Origin of the sequence: Streptomyces sp. NPDC002463, assembly GCF_042889835.1 — a bacterium.
In the GTDB taxonomy this organism is placed as follows: domain Bacteria; phylum Actinomycetota; class Actinomycetes; order Streptomycetales; family Streptomycetaceae; genus Streptomyces; species Streptomyces nymphaeiformis.
Map to the genome: position 1 here is coordinate 131,601 of NZ_JBIARL010000014.1, position 15,334 is coordinate 146,934.

At 73.0% G+C, this 15,334-nt stretch carries 14 protein-coding genes and 1 tRNA gene; 14 read left to right on the plus strand and 1 reads right to left on the minus strand.

Annotation, left to right across the window (positions count from 1 at the left end):
- The first annotated feature begins 42 nt into the window (after window positions 1-42).
- From ACFYX3_RS27185 to ACFYX3_RS27245, 13 genes are all read left to right on the plus strand, one after another.
- The gene (locus tag ACFYX3_RS27185; RefSeq protein WP_389018377.1) at window positions 43-1,158 is read left to right on the plus strand and encodes an ROK family protein; all 1,116 of its coding nucleotides are present in this window, start codon (window positions 43-45) and stop codon (window positions 1,156-1,158) included.
- A gap of 121 nt (window positions 1,159-1,279) precedes the next feature.
- Window positions 1,280-2,203 carry a hypothetical protein gene (locus tag ACFYX3_RS27190; protein ID WP_389018380.1) on the plus strand — a complete coding sequence of 308 codons (924 nt, stop codon included), beginning with the start codon at window positions 1,280-1,282 and terminating at the stop codon, window positions 2,201-2,203.
- Between the two features lie 130 nt (window positions 2,204-2,333).
- Entirely contained in the window at window positions 2,334-3,092 is a 759-nt protein-coding gene (locus tag ACFYX3_RS27195; RefSeq protein ID WP_359510902.1) for a GntR family transcriptional regulator, read from the plus strand.
- A 125-nt stretch (window positions 3,093-3,217) separates the two neighbouring features.
- Window positions 3,218-4,354 carry a TIGR03364 family FAD-dependent oxidoreductase gene (locus tag ACFYX3_RS27200; protein ID WP_389018383.1) on the plus strand — a complete coding sequence of 379 codons (1,137 nt, stop codon included), beginning with the start codon at window positions 3,218-3,220 and terminating at the stop codon, window positions 4,352-4,354.
- 5 nt (window positions 4,355-4,359) lie between these two features.
- Window positions 4,360-5,037, plus strand: a complete 678-nt coding sequence (locus tag ACFYX3_RS27205) for a phosphonatase-like hydrolase (RefSeq protein ID WP_389018386.1) — start codon at window positions 4,360-4,362, stop codon at window positions 5,035-5,037.
- A complete protein-coding gene (locus ACFYX3_RS27210) occupies window positions 5,034-6,086 on the plus strand; it encodes an ABC transporter ATP-binding protein (protein ID WP_389018389.1) in 1,053 nt (350 codons plus the stop codon). The genes ACFYX3_RS27205 and ACFYX3_RS27210 overlap by 4 nt, the downstream gene beginning before the upstream one ends.
- Window positions 6,079-6,975, plus strand: a complete 897-nt coding sequence (locus ACFYX3_RS27215; RefSeq protein WP_389018392.1) for a 2-aminoethylphosphonate ABC transporter permease subunit — start codon at window positions 6,079-6,081, stop codon at window positions 6,973-6,975. Before ACFYX3_RS27210 ends, ACFYX3_RS27215 begins: the two co-directional genes overlap by 8 nt.
- The gene (locus tag ACFYX3_RS27220; RefSeq protein WP_389018395.1) at window positions 6,962-7,759 is read left to right on the plus strand and encodes an ABC transporter permease; all 798 of its coding nucleotides are present in this window, start codon (window positions 6,962-6,964) and stop codon (window positions 7,757-7,759) included. The genes ACFYX3_RS27215 and ACFYX3_RS27220 overlap by 14 nt, the downstream gene beginning before the upstream one ends.
- Window positions 7,760-7,800: 41 nt before the next feature.
- Window positions 7,801-8,859 (plus strand): 2-aminoethylphosphonate ABC transporter substrate-binding protein, encoded by a 1,059-nt coding sequence (locus ACFYX3_RS27225; protein ID WP_389018398.1) that lies wholly within the window; start codon window positions 7,801-7,803, stop codon window positions 8,857-8,859.
- A gap of 144 nt (window positions 8,860-9,003) precedes the next feature.
- Entirely contained in the window at window positions 9,004-10,554 is a 1,551-nt protein-coding gene (locus tag ACFYX3_RS27230) for an alkaline phosphatase family protein (protein ID WP_389018401.1), read from the plus strand.
- A gap of 86 nt (window positions 10,555-10,640) precedes the next feature.
- Window positions 10,641-11,420 (plus strand): HAD-IIA family hydrolase, encoded by a 780-nt coding sequence (locus ACFYX3_RS27235; RefSeq protein WP_389018404.1) that lies wholly within the window; start codon window positions 10,641-10,643, stop codon window positions 11,418-11,420.
- A 73-nt stretch (window positions 11,421-11,493) separates the two neighbouring features.
- Complete coding sequence (locus tag ACFYX3_RS27240; protein ID WP_382658785.1) at window positions 11,494-12,090, plus strand: hypothetical protein; 597 nt, start codon at window positions 11,494-11,496, stop codon at window positions 12,088-12,090.
- A 2-nt stretch (window positions 12,091-12,092) separates the two neighbouring features.
- Window positions 12,093-12,761, plus strand: coding sequence for a class F sortase (locus tag ACFYX3_RS27245; RefSeq protein WP_389018409.1), 669 nt, complete (start codon window positions 12,093-12,095; stop codon window positions 12,759-12,761).
- A gap of 88 nt (window positions 12,762-12,849) precedes the next feature.
- Here the strand turns inward: ACFYX3_RS27245 and ACFYX3_RS27250 are convergent.
- Window positions 12,850-12,923, minus strand: a tRNA-Lys gene (locus ACFYX3_RS27250).
- 184 nt (window positions 12,924-13,107) lie between these two features.
- On the opposite strand from ACFYX3_RS27250, the gene ACFYX3_RS27255 reads away from it, so the two are divergent.
- Window positions 13,108-14,529 (plus strand): peptidoglycan-binding protein, encoded by a 1,422-nt coding sequence (locus ACFYX3_RS27255; protein ID WP_389018412.1) that lies wholly within the window; start codon window positions 13,108-13,110, stop codon window positions 14,527-14,529.
- Window positions 14,530-15,334: the final 805 nt, after the last annotated feature.

Genomic DNA, 15,334 nt, shown 5'->3' on the forward strand with positions numbered 1-15,334 from the left:
CAACGCTGTTGCCAAAGTGCAAGCGACAGCGACAATGGGGGAGTGAAGAGGGAAGCCGTGGGAGTGAACGTGCCGGCACTGCGCAGCCACAACGCCGCGCTCGTGCTCGACCTGCTGCGCACGGCGGGCGAGACCGGGATCAGCCGCCTGGAGCTGGCCGAGCGGACCGGGCTCACCCCGCAGGCCGTCAGCAAGATCACCGCGCGGCTCCGGGCCGAGGGCCTCGTCACCGAGGCCGGCCACCGTGCCTCGACCGGCGGCAAGCCCCGTACGGTCCTGCGCCTGGTGCCCTCCGCCGCGTACGCCGTCGGCGTCCACCTCGACCGCGACGAGCTGACGGCCCTCCTGACCGACCTCGCGGGCGCGGTGGTGACCCTGCGCCGCCGCCCCGTGGACCTGGGTGCGGGGGCGGGACAGGTCCTCGACGCGGTGACGGAGGAGGTACGGGCGCTGCTCGGGGAGGTTCCGTCCGCCGGCCCCGTCCTCGGCGTCGGCCTCGCCATGCCCGGCCCCCTGGACCATCGCGCCGGGGTGCCCGGCCGGGTGACCGGCTTCCCCGAGTGGGCCGGTCATCCCGTACGGGACGAGCTGGCGGCGCGCCTCGGGCTGCCCGTCGTCCTCGACAAGGACACCAACGCCGCCGCCCTCGGCCTCGCCCTGCGCCCCGCCGCCCCCGGCTCCTTCGCCTACGTCCACCTCGGTACGGGTCTCGGTGCCGGCCTCGTCCTCGGCGGCGCGCCGCTGCGCGGGGACAGGACCGGGGCGGGCGAGCTGGGCCACCAGACCGTCCAGCTCGACGGGCCGCCGTGCGGCTGCGGCGGGCGCGGCTGCCTGGAGGTCCTGTGCCTGGCGGCCGTCGCGCGCGGCGAACTCCCCGAGGCCGCGCGGATCCTGGGCGCGGGCGCGGCCAACCTCGTCCGGCTCCTCGACATCGACCAGGTCCTCCTGGGCGGCCGGGTGGTGCTCGCCGCGCCGGAGGTGTTCGCGGAGGGGGTGCGGGGGGTGCTGACCGGCCTCGGCCTGACGGCCCCGGTGGGCCTCGCGACCGGGCGGGACGCCGTGGCGGAGGGTGCGGCGTGGCTGACGCTTGCGCCGGTGTTCGGGAAGCAGGCGGAAGTCCGATCATGGAGGCCTGATCTTCCGATCATCGGAAAGTAGGCCGATCGGGTTGAAGTCGTGGGCCCACCGGGGGCGCCCCCGGTGTCGCTGCCCCGCCCGCCCGCTCCCGCATGGCAGCGTCGCCGCCGTCCCCATGCTCGCGAGCAGTGAAGGCACGCCCATGGCACCCGCCCCCCTGCGTCTGCACGCCGTCCGCGCCGTGACCGTGGTCGCCGCCGCCGCGGCCCCCTTCGTGATCGCGGCGCCGGCCCCCGCCGCCCCCGCCCCCGACCCGCCCGCCCCCGCCTGCGGCACCCCCGACGGCGGCGGCTTCCCACTGGACACCCGGATCCACGGCGGGCCGGCCGGCTTTCCGGCGGGCGGCCCCTTCCAGGAGCTGAAGCTCGACCTCACCAACACCACCGACGCCCCCTGCTCGGGCGTCCACCCGGTGCTCGTCCTCACCGACCGCGACCGGGCCCTGCGCCCGGAGCAGATCCGGTTCGAGTTCTACGACGCCGGGTCGGCGCGCTGGCACCCGGTGGCCTTCGAGCCGACCGAGGACGCCGAGAACGTGGGCGTGTTCACCGGCCCGGACGGCCCCGGCGGCTTCGGCGGCTTCTCGGTGCCGGCGGGACGGACCCTCACCGTCCCCGTACGCCTGACGTTCGAGGCGGAGACGGCGCCCGACGAGGTCGTCGTCAACGCGGCGGTCGTCCAGCGCCGGGGCGAGGACGGCGACTGGGTCGGCGAGTCCGGCGACTACCTCCTCACCGTGGGCCCCGCCGCGCCCGACACCCCCGCCGCGCCCGACACCCCCGCCGCATCTGACACCCCCACCGCACCCGACACACCCCGTCCGCCCGATCCGTCCGCGCCGCCCGGCAAGGAGGCGCGCCCGCCGGTCCCCACGGCGCCCGCCACCGTCAGCCCGGACGAAGCCGAGGGCGCCGAGGGCGCCGAAGACGCCGAAGAAGCGCGTGAACTGGCCAGCACCGGAAGGGAGTCCGAAGCGCACGCGCGGGCCCTCGCCCCGGTCGCCGCCGGCCTGCTCCTGCTCGGCGCGGCCCTCGTCTGGGCGGCGCGCCGCCCCCGGCACCGCTGAGCGGCCGTTCCCCCTGCCCGTCCTCGTCCCCGCATCCGATCCGCCGCTCCCGCCCTCCCCGGGAGGCGCGGCACCTCCGAGTCATGCTCCGTACACCTTCCCGTTCATCCCGGTCTGCGACCATCCCCGGATGAACTACCAGACCAGCCCCGGCGCCCCCGTCCGCTCCGGCATCCCCGAGCACGGCCGCGTCCCCAAGTACTACGCCGTCAAGGCGAAGATTGCCCTGATGGTCGACGAGTTGGGGGAGGGCGGGCTGCTGCCGACCGAGCGCGATCTCGCCGTCCGGTACGAGGTGTCCCGCGAGACCGTCCGGCAGGCGCTGCGCGAACTCCTCCTGGAGGGGCGGCTGCGCCGCCAGGGCCGGGGGACGGTCGTCGCCGGACCCAAGCTGGAGCAGCCCCTCTCGCTCGCCAGCTACACGGAGGGCGTGCGCCGCCAGGGCCGCCGTCCCGGCCGCAGCCTGATCTCGCTCGACCGTTTCCCCTGCCCGGAGGCGCTCGCTCCCGAGGTCGGCGCCGAACGCGGCGAGCCCGTCTGGCACATGGAGCGGGTGCTGCTCGCCGACGACGAGCGGGTCGGCCTGGAGAGCACGTACGTCTCCGAGGCCCGCGCCCCGCGTCTGGACGCCGAGTTCGACCCGGACTCCTCCTTCTACGCCTATCTCCACGACCGGCTCGGCATCTCCTTCGGCGACGCCGACGAGCGCATCGAGACCGTCCTCGCGACCCCGCGCGAGGCCCTGCTCATCGGCACGCCGCCGGCGCTGCCGATGCTGCTGCTCCACCGCGTCTCCCGGGACACCGCGGGGCGGCCCCTGGAGCGGGTGCGGACGCTCTACCGGGGGGACCGGTTCAGCTTCACCACCCACCTGGGGCAGCAGAACTGACGGCGTGACCCATTCACAGGAGATAACGGAATGGTAACGGGTCTGGTCCAAGCTTGTCGGTCCGTTCACCGTCCCGTCGTCCACCGGATCCGTCCGGTCCACCCGCCCCCGCGACCGTCGACGTCATGAAGGTGATCGTCGTAGGAGCCGGCGTGGTGGGAACCATGCACGCCTGGCACGCAGTGGAACGCGGCCACGAGGTCGTACACATCGAGCGCGAGGCCGAGGCGCGCGGGGCTTCCCTCCGCAACTTCGGCCAGATCTGGGTGAGCGGACGGGCGGGCGGGGAGGAGCTCGACACCGCCCTCCGCGCCCGCGAGCTGTGGGAGGGCATCGGCGCCCGCGTCCCCGGCCTCGGCTTCCGGGCCATCGGCTCCCTCACCCCCGTACGGAACGAGCTCGAACTCGCCGTCGCCGAGGCCGCCGTGGCCCGCCCCGACGCCGCCGCCCGCGGCTACAAGCTGCTCACGGCCGACGAGGCGCGCGCGGTCAACCCCGCCCTGCGCGGGGCGTTCGAAAAGGGAGGGGCCGAGGCGGCGCTCTGGTGCGAGCGGGACGCGGCCGTCGAACCGCGCCTCGCCCAGCTCGCCCTCCGCGAGGCCCTCCTCGCCACCGGCCGCTACACCTTCCTCCCGAACCGCGAGGTCCGGGACGTCGTCGGCGAGAACGCGGTCCGCGACGACCGCGGCGAGACCCACACCGGCGACGCCGTCGTCCTGTGCACCGGCGCCTGGCTCTCCGGCCTCGTCCGCGAGGTCGCCGGCGAGATACCGGTCCGCCGCGTCCGGCTCCAGATGATGCAGACCGCACCCCTCGGGGAGCCGCTCACCACCTCCGTCGCCGACGCGGACTCCTTCCGCTACTACCCGGCGTACGCGTCCCCCGCCCTCGACGCCCTCGACGAGGCCCAGGCGCAGGACCCGACCGCCGCCGCCCACAAGATGCAGCTGCTCATGGTGCAGCGCCTCGACGGCGGACTGACCATCGGCGACACCCACGAGTACGAGCACCCCTTCGCCTTCGACACCCTCGAAGACCCCTACGAGCACCTCACCCGCGTCGTCGAGTCCTTCCTCGGCCGCCCGCTGCCGAAGATCCGGCGCCGCTGGGCCGGGGTGTACGCGCAGTGCGTCGACACCAGCCGGGTCGTGCACCGCCAGCGGGTCCGCGACGGCGTGTGGCTGGTGACCGGACCCGGCGGCCGCGGCATGACCTGCTCGCCCGCCATCGCCGAGACGACCGCGAACGAACTGGGCTGGTGAACCACATGACCGACACGAACCTCGTCGTCCTCGACATGGCCGGCACCACCGTCGCCGACGGCGGCCTCGTCGAGCAGGCCTTCACGGCCGCCGCCGAACGCCTCGGCGAAGACCCCGCCACGATGATCGACTACGTCCGCGCCACCATGGGCGAGTCCAAGATCTCCGTCTTCCGCCACCTCTTCGGCGGCGACGAGACCCGCGCACGGCAGGCCAACCTCGCCTTCGAGGCGGCGTACGGAGAGCTGGTCGCCGGCGGCCTGATCGCCCCGGTCCCCGGCGCGGCCGAGGCCATCGCCCAGCTGAAGGAGCAGGGCCGGACGGTCGTCCTCACCACCGGCTTCGCCCGCGTCACCCAGGACGCCATCCTCGACGCCCTCGGCTGGCGGGACCTCGTCGAGCTGACCCTCTGCCCGGCGGACGCCGGCGGCCGCGGCCGCCCCTACCCGGACATGGTCCTCGCCGCCCTCCTCCGCACCGGCGCCGTGGACGACGTCCGCCGGGTCGCCGTCGCCGGCGACACCTCGTACGACATGCTCAGCGGCGTCCGCTCCGGAGCCGGGATCGTCGCCGGCGTCCTCACGGGCGCGCACGACGAGACCGCGCTCAAGGAGCACGGTGCCACGCACGTCCTCGCCTCGGTCGCCGAACTCCCGTCCCTGATGGCGGAGTACGAGGCATGACCAGCGGCATCCGCTTCGACGGCGTCACCGTCACGTACGGCAGCAACACCGTCCTCGACCACCTCGACCTGACCGTCGAGCCCGGCGAGGTCATGGCCCTCCTCGGCCCCTCCGGCTCCGGCAAGACGACCGCGCTGCGGGCCGTCGCCGGATTCGTCCGGCCGGCCTCCGGACGGGTGCTCATCGGCGACCGCGACGTCACCGCGCTCCCGCCGTACAAGCGGGGCATCGGCATGGTCGTCCAGCAGTACGCCCTCTTCCCCCACCTGAAGGTCGAGGCCAACGTCGCCTTCGGCCTGAAGGCCCAGAAGGTGCCGAAGGGCGAGATCCCCGGACGGGTCGCCGAAGCCCTGGGGATGACCGGCATGGCGGCCTACGCCCAGCGCTACCCCCGGGAGCTCTCCGGCGGACAGCAGCAGCGCGTCGCCATCGCCCGCGCCCTCGCCATCCGCCCGAACGTGCTCCTCCTCGACGAGCCGCTCTCCGCGCTCGACGCCCAGCTGCGCTCCGGGATGCTGGCCGAACTGGCCCGGCTCCACCGCGAACTCCCCGACGTGTCGATCCTGTACGTCACCCACGACCAGGTCGAGGCACTGACCCTCGCCGACCGGATCGCCGTCATGGACAAGGCCCGGCTCCAGGACTGCGGCACCCCGCAGGAGCTGTACCGCCGCCCCCGTACGGAGTTCACGGCGTCGTTCGTCGGCAACGCGAACCTGCTGCCGGTGACGGTGGGCGAGAAGGGGGCCACCTTCGAGGGCGTCACCCTCGACGTCCCCGTCTCCGAGGCCGTGCCCGGTTCCGTCGCCACCCTCTGCGTCCGGCCGCACCTCGTGGGCCTCGGTCCCGGGCCCAACGCGCTGAGCGGCCGGATCACCGAGGTCCAGTGGCGGGGGTCCACGCACCGGCTGTACGTCGAGGTCGGCGGGCACCGGGTGAAGGCGGACGTGCGTGAGCTGCGGGAGACGCCTCCGCTGGGGGCCGAGGTGACGGTGCACTTCGCGCCGGACGACGCGGTGCTGCTGGCCGCGGGGGTGAACGATGGCTAGTCCTGTGGAGCTGGTCGTAGCGGCTGAACGAGGTGCCCACCCTTATCCTCCCCCCAGGACTCCGTCCTGGGGGGACCCCCGGGCGGAACGCCTGCCCACAGCGGCCCTCTGGGCCCTCCCTCCCGTCGCCGTCCTCGCGCTCGTCTTTCTCTATCCCCTCGCCCTCGTCGTCCAGGAGTCCCTCGCTCCCGGTGCGTACGCCGAGGTCTTCGCCTCCGCTTCCTTCCGGGAGGCGCTCGTCACCACCGTGTGGCTGGCCGTCGCCGCCACCGCCGGGTGTCTGGTGCTCGGCTTCGTCCTCGCGCTCGTGATCGCGTTCGTGCCCTTCCCCGGCGGGAAGGCGGTGTCGAAGTTCATCGACGTCTTCCTCTCCTTCCCGTCCTTCCTGATCACACTCGCCCTGCTGTTCCTGTACGGCACGGTCGGCATGGCCAACGGGATCTGGACCGACGTCACCGGCGACCCGGCCGGGCCCTTCCGGTTCCTCACCACCCCGTGGGGCGTCCTCCTCGCCGAGATCACGTACTTCACGCCGTTCGTGATGCGTCCGCTCCTGGCCGCGTTCTCGCAGATGGAGACCGCGCAGCTGGAGGTGGCGTCCTCGCTCGGCGCCCGGCCGCTGCGGATCGTCCGGCAGGTGATCCTCCCCGAGGCGCTGCCCGCGCTCGCCGCCGGCGGCAGCCTCGTCCTCGTCATGTGCCTCAACGAGTTCGGGATCGTCCTCTTCACCGGCGCCAAGGGCGTCACGACCCTCCCGATGCTCGTCTACAGCAAGGCGATCCTCGAATCCGACTACGCCTCCGCCTGCGTCGTCGCCGTCGTCAACGTCGCCCTCTCGGTCGGCCTGTACGTCCTCTACCGGGGGGTGAGCCGCCGTGCTGGTGCATAGCCGTACGGGAAAGTGGACGGCCTGGGGGCTGTTCGCGGTCCTCTTCGTGCCCCTCTTCGCCCTGCCCCTCCTCGTCATCCTCGCCGCCTCGTTCTCCACGCACTGGTCCGGCGCCTTCCCCTCCGGACCCACCACCGCCCACTACACGGCGGCCGTGCGCGGGGAGTCCCTCCAGGCGCTCACCACCAGCCTGGTCACGGCCGTCACCGCGAGCGTCGTCGCGCTGACCGTCGGCACCTGGGCCGCGCTCGCCGCGGCGGCCCTGGGGAAGAAGGGCAAGAGGGTCCTCGACGCCCTGTTCATGCTGCCGGTCGCCGTGCCGTCCGTGGTCGTCGGCCTCGCCGTCCTGGTCGCGTTCTCGCAGCCGCCGATGCTCCTCAACGGCACCCGCTGGATCGTGATCCTCGCGCACACCGTCCTCGTCACGGCCTTCGCCCACCAGTCGGTCTCGGCCGCGCTCCGACGCCTGGACCCGATGTACGAGCAGGCGGCGGCCGGTCTCGGCGCCCGCCCCTCGTACGTACTGCTCCGGGTGAAGCTGCCGCTCCTGCTGCCGTCCCTGACCGCGGCCGCCGGGCTCTGCTTCGCCCTGTCCATGGGCGAGCTGAGCGCCACGATGATGCTCTACCCGCCGGACTGGATGCCGCTGCCGGTGCTCATCTTCACCGCCACGGACCGCGGCTCCCTGTTCACCGGCTCGGCGCTCGCCGTGGTCCTCATGGCCGCGACGCTCCTCGCGCTGCTCGCCGTCTCCCGTGTCCGCACCAAAGCCTCGTACCGCTGAGTTCCGCTCGTACCGCTGAGATCCCAGGAGAGAACAACGTCATGCGTACGTACGCCAAGCAGGTCGCCGCCGTCACCGGCGCCCTCGTCCTCGCCGCCACCCTCACGGCCTGTGGAGGCTCCTCCGACGCCGCCGCCGAGAAGGTCGTCACCGTCTACAGCGCCGACGGCCTCAAGGGCGAGGCGGGCGACGGCTGGTACGACAAGGTCTTCGCCGACTTCGAGAAGCAGACCGGCATCAAGGTCGAGTACGTCGAGGGCGGCTCCGGCGAGATGGTGCAGCGCGCCCTCCGCGAGAAGAGCAACACCCAGGCCGACGTCCTCGTCACCCTGCCGCCCTTCATCCAGCAGGCCGGCTCCAAGGGCCTGCTCCAGTCGTACGAGCCGAAGGGCGCCGACCAGGTCGACGGCGCCGACAAGTCCGACGACGGCACCTGGACCTCCGTCGTCAACAACTACTTCGGCTTCGTCCACAACAAGAAGGAGCTCCCCGCCGCCCCGAAGACCTGGGAGGAGCTGCTCGACGCGAAGTACAAGGACAAGCTGCAGTACTCCACCCCCGGCGTCGCGGGCGACGGCACCGCCGTCCTCATCAAGGCGATGCACGACTTCGGCGGCAAGGAGCCGGCGATGGAGTACCTGAAGAAGCTCCAGGCCAACAACGTCGGCCCGTCCTCCTCCACCTCCAAGCTCGCCCCCAAGGTCGACAAGGGCGAACTCCTCGTCGCCAACGGCGACGTCCAGATGAACTTCGCCCAGGCCAAGTCCATGCCGAACCTCGGCATCTGGTTCCCCGCGAAGGACGGCGGCAAGCCCACCACCTTCGCCCTGCCGTACGCCGCCGGCCTGGTGAACAAGGCCCCGCACACCGAGAACGGCAAGAAGCTCCTCGACTTCATGCTCAGCGAGGGCGCCCAGCGCGAGGTCAGCGCCATCGGCGGCGGCTTCCCGGCCCGCAAGGACGTCAAGACCACCGACGCCAACGCCATCGAACTGGCCAAGCTGATGGAGGGCGTCGAGGTCTTCGAGCCGGACTGGGCCGACATCGACAAGAACCTGACGGCGTACGTCGACGCGTGGAAGTCCGCGACCGGAAGCTGATCGGCCGCCGACCGGCAGCCAAGAGTTCACCGTACGACCCTGGAAGCCCTCCCCGTGTAGCGGAATGATAACGGGTACGGACCAACGCCCCCGAGAAATCGGGGGCGTTGCCGTGTCCCGACCCCTTCCACGGAGGACTCCGACATGCCGATCAACGGCATCTCCCGCATCTCCCGCCGTACCGTGCTCGCCGCCGCCGGTGCCACCGCGGCCGTCGCCGCCACCGGACTCGCCGCCGCCCCCGCCGCCCAGGCGGCCACCGCCGCCCCGGTGCTCCCGAACGGCACCAGCCAGGACAAGGTGCTCGTCGTCGGCATGGACGGCCTGCGGTACGACCGCATCGACGCCGCCAAGGCGCCCACCCTCAAGTCGCTGATGGCGAACGGCACCTACGGCCGCTCCCTGCTCTACGCCAACCCGATGGCCGGCACCCTCTCCGGGCCCGGCTGGTCGACCATCTCCACCGGTGTCTGGCCCGACAAGCACGGAGTGAAGGACAACACCTTCACCGGCCGCAACTACGGCCAGTACCCCGGCTTCCTCGCCCGCCTGAACCAGGTCCGCCCCCAGCTCTCGCTCTTCGCCGCCGTCGACTGGCCCGAGCTCGACACGTACGGCACCGTCACCCCCGGCGCCGACGCCAAGCTCGTCTACGACAACGACTACGCGGTCAACGACCTCACGATCACCGACATCACCGAGGACGTCCTCCGCAACCAGAACCCCGACGTCCTCTTCGTCTACTTCGGCGAGACCGACGAGATCGGCCACAACTACGGCGCCGCCAGCCCCAAGTACACCGACGCCATCGACGTCCAGGACGGCTACCTCGGCCGCCTCCTCGCCGCCGTCCAGGCCCGCCCCACGTACGCCGCCGAGCGCTGGACCGTCATCGTCGCCACCGACCACGGCCACACCGACGCGGGCGGCCACGGCGGCTCCAGCATCGAGGAGCGCCGCACCTTCGTCCTCGCCCAGGGCCCCGGCATCGCCGCCGGCGCCCGCCCCATCGACACCCGCCTCGTGGACGTCGCCGCCACCGTCTTCCGACAGCTCGGCATCGCCCCCGACCCTGCCTGGGGCCTCGACGGCAAGCCGATCCAGGAGCGCTCCACCGACCCCTTCGACACCCTCTACCCATCCCTCTCCGGCCGCGTCGACGAGACCGGCATCCCCACCGGCGTCCTCGGCTTCACCCACACCGCGCCCAGCGGCTGGTCCGTCATCAACAACGCCATGGGCACCGGCGGCATGACCGAGTGGCGCGGCTGGTCCTTCGCCACCGACGAGTTCTGGTCCCGCACCCAGCGCGACCAGTCCCGCGAGCTCAACGTCCGCGCCCGCGGCGTCTTCGCGGTCGCCGACTCCGACGAGTGGGCCGACAAGGCCTTCTCCGGTACGTACGACTCGACGCTGGTCAGCCCGGCGTACGCGGTCACCGGCGCCGCCCGCGTCACGCTCGACTTCACGACCTTCTACCGCCAGGAGGCGCCGCAGACCGCCCAGATCCTGGCGAGCTTCAACGGCGGCACGCCGACCGTCGTCAAGAGCTACACCTCCGACGTCATCTCCCAGCCCCAGTCCCTCACGGTCGCCGTACCCGCCGGCGCCTCCAGCGTGAGCTTCCGCTTCCGCTACACGGGCGCCAACAACTGGTACTGGGTGATCGACGGGGTCAAGGTCACCACTTCCTGACTAGGCTGGGGGCGTCGCCACAGCGTCGTCGCGTCGCCCCCAGCACACCGCACACCGCACGTTTGTACGGCAGGAGTCCCGCACCCATGGCAGAGCGCAAGCCGATCGAATCCTGGCTGACCGACATGGACGGCGTCCTCATCCACGAGGGCGTTCCGATCCCCGGCGCCGACGCGTTCATCAAGAAGCTGCGGGAGACCGGGAAGCCGTTCCTGGTCCTCACCAACAACTCGATCTACACGGCCCGCGACCTGCACGCCCGCCTCGCCCGCATGGGCCTCGAGGTCCCCGTCGAGAACATCTGGACCTCGGCCCTCGCGACCGCCAAGTTCCTCGACGACCAGCGCCCCGGCGGCACCGCGTACGTGATCGGCGAGGCCGGTCTCACCACCGCGCTGCACGACATCGGCTACGTCCTCACCGACCACGATCCGGACTACGTGGTGCTCGGCGAGACCCGTACGTACTCCTTCGAGGCGATGACCAAGGCCGTCCGCCTCATCAACGCCGGCGCCCGCTTCATCTGCACCAACCCCGACGAGACCGGCCCCTCCCTGGAGGGCCCGCTCCCGGCCACCGGCTCCGTCGCCGCCCTCATCACGAAGGCCACCGGCAAGGAGCCGTACTTCGCGGGCAAGCCGAACCCGCTGATGATGCGCACCGGCCTCAACGCGATCGGCGCCCACTCCGAGTCCAGCGCGATGATCGGCGACCGGATGGACACCGACATCCTGGCCGGTCTCGAGGCGGGCATGCAGACCTTCCTCGTCCTGACCGGTCTGACGACCCAGGCGGAGATCGACCGCTTCCCGTTCCGCCCGTCGAAGGTCGTCCAGTCGATCGCGGACCTCGTCGAGCGCGTGTAGGAGCCCTCGCGGACGTCCCTGCGGATGCGAGAAGCGCCGATCCGGGTGACCCTGCCAGTATCAGGAGGTCACGATGCGTTCAGCTCCCATTGCTCTCCGTGCCGCAGGGGCGGCCCTGGTGCTGGTCCTGGCACCCGCGGCCGGCGGCGCGTACGCCCACGACGGGGTGAAGGTCACCGTCACCCCGTCCACCGCCTCGCCCGGCGCCGAGGTCGACGTCCGGGTCCAGGGCTGCAAGGGCACGACCGGCGCCGCCAAGTCCAAGGCGTTCGTCGCCGACGCGGAGCTCACCGGACGGGACGGCGGGGGCAACCCGCTCTTCGGCGACACGACGATCAGGTCCGGCCTCAAGGACGGTACGTACGAGGTCGGCGTGACCTGCGACGGACACGACCACCGGGACGTCGGCACCGTGCAGGTCCGGCACCGGCAGGAGCCCACCCACCGGCCGACGCACCACGCGACCCCGATCGCCCCCGTCCGGGCCGGCGGCGGAGGCACCGCCGCCTTCGCCGCGCCCGCGGCCCCCGGTGTCGCCCAGACGACCTCCGAGAGCGGCCTCGGCACCCCGTACACCCTGCTCGGCCTCGGCATGGCCGCGATCGCCGCCGTCGCGGTCGCCTTCCGCAGCTCCCGCCGCCGCGCCGGTACCGGCGGCGACGGCGAGTGACCGTGTCGCCCGGTACCCGCCCGGCGGGCTCCGGGCGACTCGTCACCGGCGTGGCCTGGGCGGTCCTGCTGTCCGGGCTCTGGCTCTGGGGCCGCGAGGCCACCGACGGCCCCGGCGGCAGCTCCGCGCCGACCACCGGCGACATCGCCGCGGTCGGCCGCCCCCTCGGCGTCGCGCTGCCCCCGGCCCGCGACCCCCTCCCGCCCCTCGAACCCCGGCGGGTCGAGATCCCCTCCCTGGGCATCGGCGCGCCCGTCGTGGCGCGCGGCCTGGACGACACGGGCGCCATCGATCCTCCGCCCTTCGAGATGCCCCACACGGTCGGCTGGTACGGCTCCGGCACCCGGCCGGGCTCGGTCGGCGCCGCGCTCCTCGTCGGCCACGTCGACACCGAGACCCGCCCGGCCGTCTTCTACGGCCTGAGCGCGGCCCGCCCCGGCGCGAAGGTCCGCGTCACCCGGACGGACGGATCGGTCGCCGAGTTCACGGTCGACGACGTCCAGGTCTTCCCGCGCGAGGGCTTCGACGCGGCCAAGGTCTACGGTGCCCGCGACCCCCACCGCGCCGAGCTGCGCCTGATCACCTGCGGCGGCACCTTCGACCGGGCGGCCGGGGCGTACACGGCGAACGTGGTGGTGTCGGCGTACCTGACGGGGACGGCGGGTCGGTAACCGACCGGAGACGCACGGTAGTTGGGCTGCTCGCCCCGAAGAAAGACCAAGACCCCCTCACCATCGGTGAGGGGGTCTTGGCTCTGCGTGCGCCGCCAGGGACTCGAACCCCGGACCCGCTGATTAAGAGTCAGCTGCTCTAACCAACTGAGCTAGCGGCGCCTGCTGACAAAGAGAACTCTACCCGACTCCCGGGGGTGCTCCTGACCAATACCGGCCACCACCGGCCTGTCGGATGGTCGTATCGGGCCTTCGATCCGTCAAAATGCGATTTGTCCAGACAGTTGAGACACTGACGCCCGAAACAAGGGTCAAAAAGATCTTGACGAGTGTGGAGGGGAATCGCATGAGCGTGCCGGTTTTCGAGGAGTTCGAACCCGCGGCCGACTGCGGCTGCCCGGGCTGCGCCCGGCAGCGGCGCGACCTCGCCCTGGGCCTGCCCGTCCGGGCGGGAGGCCACCCGGCGGCCCACGGCGCCCGTCGCGCGCTGGTCCTGGTGACGACGGCGGGCGTGGTCCTGGGCGGGGGCGGCGCCGGAGCGGCGACGGCCCTGACCGGCCCGCCGGGGGGTGCGGTGGAGGCGGACCCGGCGGTGCTCCAGGAGCGGGCGCCGACCCGGTCCGCGGACGCTGCCGACTCGGCCGGCTCCGCGGCCTCCGCCGGCACCGCCTGGCCGGGGCCGGACACCCCGCAGGGCGGACGCGGACCGCTGCACGGCGGCGCGCCGGGACCCGGCCCGGACCCGGCCCCCGACGCCGTCCCGACGGCCAGTCAGATCTCGACGGAGACACTGCGGAAGACGACCCGCGCGGAGATCATCAACCGGGCCAAGAAGTGGGTGTCGGCCCAGGTCCCGTACTCCATGGAGCAGTACTGGTCGGACGGGTACCGCCAGGACTGCTCCGGTTACATCTCCATGGCCTGGAACCTGCGCAGCAACGAGTGGACCGGCAGCCTCGACCGCTTCGCCGTGCGGATCGACCGCACCGAGCTCCAGCCCGGCGACATCCTGCTCTTCCACAACCCGGCCAACCCGACCCGCGGCTCGCACGTCACGATCTTCGGTGGGTGGACCGACTACACCCACACCTCGTACACCGCCTACGAGCAGACGAAGCCGCGCACGCGGAAGCAGGCGACGCCCATGGCGTACTGGGAGAACTCCGACCGGTACGTGGCCTACCGCTACAAGGGCGTGGTGAGCGGCGGCACGGGCAGCGGGGCGGAGTCGACGGAGGCGACGCCGTTCCCGGGGACGGGCATGTTCGGCCCGGGGGCCGACAACTCCTACGTCACGCAGCTCGGTCGGCTCCTCGTCGCGCGCGGCGGCAAGAAGTACTACAGCCAGGGCCCCGGCCCCCGGTGGGGCGAGGCGGACCGCAGGGCGACCCAGGCGTTCCAGCTCGCGCAGGGCTGGAAGGGTGCGGGGGCGGACGGGCTGCCCGGGCCGCAGACGTGGCGGCTGCTCGTGACCGGCGGGGGCAAGGACATCGGCGGTTCGAGTGGTTCGGGCGCTCCGAGCGCGAATGCGACGGGGTTTCCCGGGCGTGGCTACTTCCGTCCGGGCCAATCCAACGCATATGTGGAGAAGCTGGGCAAACAACTGGTGAAGCGGGGCTTCGGCAAGCACTACCTGTCGGGACCCGGTCCGCGCTGGACGGAGGCGGACCGCCGCAACGTCGAGGCGTTCCAGCGGGCACAGGGCTGGCGCGGCGCAGCGGCCGACGGCTACCCGGGCCCGGAGACCTGGCGGCGTTTGTTCCGATGACCCCGAGAGCATGAGGTGGACCCGAATGACGGCATCGACCCCGAACCCCGCGGATTCCGGCGCGGCGGCCTCACGTGACGCGGCCCGCACGGCGAGACGCCTGACGGACGGCACGCTCCCGCGCACGACGCCACCGGACCGGACGCCTGCGGAAGCCCCTGCGGGGCTGGTGGCGGAGCCTGTGCCCGACGGGGCGTCGGTGGGGGAGACCCCGGCGGGGTCCGTGTCCGGCTCGGGTACGGCGACGGGTTCCGCGCCCGGCGCTGCGGGGCCGGTTCCGGCCGCACCCGTGTCCCGCACGGAGCCGGCGCCGCCCTCGGGCTCCGGCACGGGAGCGCCGACGGGTCCTGCGGCCGGCCCGAAGCCGGCGCCTTCGACCGGGCCCGCCCCCGGCACGGACCCGCCCCGGACGACTACCGCCCCATCGGCTGGTCCTGTCCCCGGCGGGGGGCCTGACGACCGGGCGGGATCTGTCCCCGGTGCGGGGGCTGTCGCCCCGGCCGGGCGCGGCCCTTCGGCTGCGCAGGTTCTCGGTGCCGGGTTCGAAGTTCCGACCGGACGTGTGCCCTCGGCGGGTTCCGTCCCTGGTGCGGGGTCCGTCGCCCCGGCGGAACGTGCCCCTTCGGCGGGGTCCGCCTCCGGCGCGGGGCCTGCCGTCCGGGCGGGTTCCGCGCCTGGTGCGGGGGCTGCCGTTCCGGCCGGGCCCGGTCCTTCGGCTGCGCAGGTTCTCGGTGCCGGGTTCGAAGTTCCGACCGGACGTGTGCCCTCGGCGGGTTCCGTCCCTGGTGCGGGGTCCGTCGCCCCG

Bases quoted from the DNA above. Each gene is read 5' to 3' on its own strand.
- ACFYX3_RS27200 (WP_389018383.1), top strand. From the start codon at position 3,218: ATGAAGGTGATCGTCGTAGGAGCCGGCGTGGTGGGAACCATGCACGCC.
- ACFYX3_RS27210 (WP_389018389.1), top strand. From the start codon at position 5,034: ATGACCAGCGGCATCCGCTTCGACGGCGTCACCGTCACGTACGGCAGC.
- ACFYX3_RS27190 (WP_389018380.1), top strand. From the start codon at position 1,280: ATGGCACCCGCCCCCCTGCGTCTGCACGCCGTCCGCGCCGTGACCGTG.
- ACFYX3_RS27230 (WP_389018401.1), top strand. From the start codon at position 9,004: ATGCCGATCAACGGCATCTCCCGCATCTCCCGCCGTACCGTGCTCGCC.
- ACFYX3_RS27235 (WP_389018404.1), top strand. From the start codon at position 10,641: ATGGCAGAGCGCAAGCCGATCGAATCCTGGCTGACCGACATGGACGGC.
- ACFYX3_RS27240 (WP_382658785.1), top strand. From the start codon at position 11,494: ATGCGTTCAGCTCCCATTGCTCTCCGTGCCGCAGGGGCGGCCCTGGTG.
- ACFYX3_RS27195 (WP_359510902.1), top strand. From the start codon at position 2,334: ATGAACTACCAGACCAGCCCCGGCGCCCCCGTCCGCTCCGGCATCCCC.
- ACFYX3_RS27225 (WP_389018398.1), top strand. From the start codon at position 7,801: ATGCGTACGTACGCCAAGCAGGTCGCCGCCGTCACCGGCGCCCTCGTC.
- ACFYX3_RS27205 (WP_389018386.1), top strand. From the start codon at position 4,360: ATGACCGACACGAACCTCGTCGTCCTCGACATGGCCGGCACCACCGTC.
- ACFYX3_RS27215 (WP_389018392.1), top strand. From the start codon at position 6,079: ATGGCTAGTCCTGTGGAGCTGGTCGTAGCGGCTGAACGAGGTGCCCAC.
- ACFYX3_RS27255 (WP_389018412.1), top strand. From the start codon at position 13,108: ATGAGCGTGCCGGTTTTCGAGGAGTTCGAACCCGCGGCCGACTGCGGC.